General features: G+C 65.3%; 2 protein-coding genes. Both read left to right on the plus strand.

Translation table 11 applies throughout. The features are described from left to right. Positions 1-245: 245 nt before the first annotated feature. A complete protein-coding gene (locus tag Q0379_RS05035; RefSeq protein WP_299005117.1) occupies positions 246-1,796 on the plus strand; it encodes an alpha-N-arabinofuranosidase in 1,551 nt (516 codons plus the stop codon). An 84-nt stretch (positions 1,797-1,880) separates the two neighbouring features. Beyond that, the gene (locus Q0379_RS05040) at positions 1,881-3,239 is read left to right on the plus strand and encodes a glycoside hydrolase N-terminal domain-containing protein (protein ID WP_299005114.1); all 1,359 of its coding nucleotides are present in this window, start codon (positions 1,881-1,883) and stop codon (positions 3,237-3,239) included. The last annotated feature ends 178 nt before the right edge of the window (positions 3,240-3,417 follow it).

Raw genomic sequence — 3,417 nt, forward strand, 5'->3', positions numbered from 1 at the left:
CCGGCGCCGTCCTCGAACCCGCCGTCAAATACCAGCGCATCGCCCAGACCAAGGGCCTGCCCAGGGATAACCACTAGCCGCGATCGCCGCCGGCCCTTCCGAGGGCCGGCGGTTTCTTTATGGACCAAGGCCTGGTTCCGGCCGAACTTTATTGTACGACAAAATAACCGCTGCTATGCACGCGGCCAGAACAAGGCGGAGCCCAGAAGCATCCGCGCGTAACGGAGAGGGAAAACAAGATGGCGATGGCCAAAACGGTTCTAGGCGCAGCGATGGCGCTGCTGGCGATGGCGGCGAGTGCGCAGGCGGGGGAAATCGCCGCGACCGCGACCTTGAAGGCCGACAAGCCGGGCGCGCCGATCTCGCGTTATATCTATGGACAATTCTCGGAGCATTTGGGCGCGGGCATCTATGACGGCGTCTGGGTGGGCCCGGACTCGAAGATCCCCAATGTCCGCGGCATCCGTAGCGACGTCGTCGCGGCGCTGAAGGACATCAAAACCCCGGTGATCCGCTGGCCCGGCGGCTGCTTCGCCGACGAATATCGCTGGCGCGACGGCATCGGTCCGCGCGACAAGCGTCCTTCGCGCAAGAACAACTGGTGGGGCGGCTCGCCCGAGACCAATGCGTTCGGCACGCATGAATTCATGGACTTCGCCGAGCAGGTCGGCGCCGATCCCTACGTCTCGATCAATGTCGGCTCGTCCAATCCGACCGAGATGCGCGAGTGGATCGAGTACATGATCTCGCCGGGCGACGACACCCTGGCCCAGGAGCGCCGCGCGAATGGGCGCGACAAGCCCTTCAACCTGCCCTTCGTCGGCATCGGCAACGAGAGCTGGGGCTGCGGCGGCGAGATGACCGCCGAGTACTACGCCAACGAGTACCGCCGCTTCTCGGCGTTTTTCCACAAGAACGACGACAATAAGGCGCTGCGCATCGCTTCAGGCGCCAATTCGTTCGATGTGAACTGGACCGACGTCGTCACCAAGAACGCCGGCAAGTACATGGACGCCATCTCGCTGCACTACTACACGATCCCGACCGGCAAGTGGTCGAAGAAGGGGGCGGCGACCGGCTTCGACAAGGCCGCCTGGGGGCAGACCTTCGCCCAGACCCTGCGGATGGATGATCTGCTCAAGCAGCACATCGCCGCCATGGACAAGAACGATCCCAGCAAGCGGATTGGCCTCTATGTCGACGAGTGGGGCACCTGGTACGATGTCGAGCCGGGCACCAATCCGGGCCACCTTTACCAGCTGAACACGCTGCGCGACGGCGTGCTGGCGGCCGCGAACTTCAACATCTTCCACCGCTATACCGACCGGGTGAAGATGACGAACATCGCCCAGACCATCAACGTGCTGCAGGCGATGATCCTGACCCAGGGCGACAAGATCGTCCTGACGCCGACCTACTACGCCTACAAGATGTACGTGCCGTTCCAGGATTCGACGGCGATCCCGCTGGACGTGACCGCGCCCGAGATCGACGTGGCCGGAACCAAGATCCCGGCCTTCAACGCCTCGGCGGCCAAGGGCAAGGACGGCAAGACCTATGTCGCCGTCGCCAACATGTCGCCGGACGATGGCGTGAAGCTGTCGGTGGCGCTGGGCGGTCTCAAGGCCAAGTCGGTCTCGGGTCAGGTTCTGACCGCCGACAAGATGGACGCCATGAACGCCTTCGGGGTCAAGCCGACCGTGGCGCCGGTTCCGTTCAAGGGCGGCAAGCTCGCGGGCGACACCCTGACGCTGGATATTCCGGCCAAGTCGGTCGTCGTCGTCGCGCTGGACTAAGGGGCGTGACGCCCATCTGAAAATGAGAGCCGGACATGACCCAAAGGGCGTGTCCGGCTTTTCGCGTGTTGGGAGGCTCGCGACATGACCTTGACCCGTCGATCCACGCTTGCGGCGCTCGGCGCCGCCCCAGCCATGGCCGTCGTCTCCGCACGCGCTGGGACGGTTTCGCCGCTTCGGCTCTGGTACCGCCAACCGGCCAAGGCCTGGGTCGAGGCGCTGCCGGTCGGCTCGGGCAGGCTGGGCGCCATGGTGTTCGGCGGCGTCGGCGCCGAGCGGTTGCAGCTGAACGAGGACACGCTTTGGGCCGGCGGGCCCTACGAGCCGATCAATCCTGAGGCCGGCGCGGCTCTGCCGGAGATTCGCCGCCTGATCGACGCCGGCGACTACGCCAAGGCCGCCCAGCTCGCGGAGGCCAAGTTCGTCGGCCTTCCCAAGCAGCAGATGTCGTACCAGACGATCGGCGACCTGCAGCTGGACTTTCCCGGGCTGGCTGAACCGGCCGGCTATGTCCGCGAGCTTGACCTGGACGGCGCGATCGTCACGACGCGCTTTACCGCCGGCGGCGTCGACTACGTCCGCGAGGTGATCGGAAGCGCGCCCGACGGCGTGATCGCCGTGCGCCTCTCGGCCAGTCGCCGCGGCGCTATCAGCCTGGATCTGGGCTTCGCCTCGCCGCTGAAGTCCAAGCCGGTCGCGACGGTCGATGGGCGGAGCCTGGTGCTGGCTGGGTCGAACGACAGCCAGCAGGGCATATCCGCCAAGCTCAAGTTCGAATGCCGCGCCGATGTCCGCGCCAAGGGCGGTCAGGTCAGAGGGCAGGGCGGGACTCTCTCCATCCGCGACGCCGATGAGGTTGTGCTGTTGATTGCCGCGGCGACCAGCTACCGCCGCTATGACGATGTCTCGGGTGATCCGACCGCGCTGAACAAGGCCACTCTGGCCCGCGTGGCGAGCAAGCCGTGGGCGAAGATCCTGGCCGATCACCAGGCCGATCATCGGGCCCTGTTCCGCCGCGTCGAGGTGGACTTCGGCCGCACCCGCGCCGAACTCCTGCCGACCGACGAGCGGATCAGGGCCTCGCCGACCACCGACGACAAGCGCCTGCCGGCCGTGCTCTCGAACACGTCCGGGTTTGTCTATTACGTCTCGATTACCGGGATCACCGGCACCGCGACGCCGGACTTCTCGAAAGTGGCCGAGGCGGTTTCCCGCATCAAACGGCATACCGATCTCCCGGTTGCGGTCGGTTTCGGCGTGAAAGCGCCGGAACATGCCGCTGCGATTGCCAAGGGCGCGGATGGTGTCGTTGTCGGTTCGGCGTTGGTCGAAGCCGTGCGCACCTCGCTCGATGCGGATGGCAAGGCGACGGATAAGACTGTCACCGCCGTAACCAGCATCGTTTCCGGCCTTGCCGGGGCGGTGCGCGGCGTGAAGAAGTAACGAGTGCCATCGTCGGAAATCCAGGCACCCTGCGAGGGCCGCAAGGCCGTAGCGAGGAGCAACGCGACGCCGAGCTTATGCGAGGGATAAGAAAATAATGTCCACCGAATCGACGATGAACTGGATCACCAACCTCGTCCGGCCGAAAATCCGGTCGCTGCTCAAGCGTGAGACGCCG

Origin of the sequence: uncultured Caulobacter sp. (assembly GCF_937900395.1) — a bacterium.
Lineage (GTDB): Bacteria > Pseudomonadota > Alphaproteobacteria > Caulobacterales > Caulobacteraceae > Caulobacter.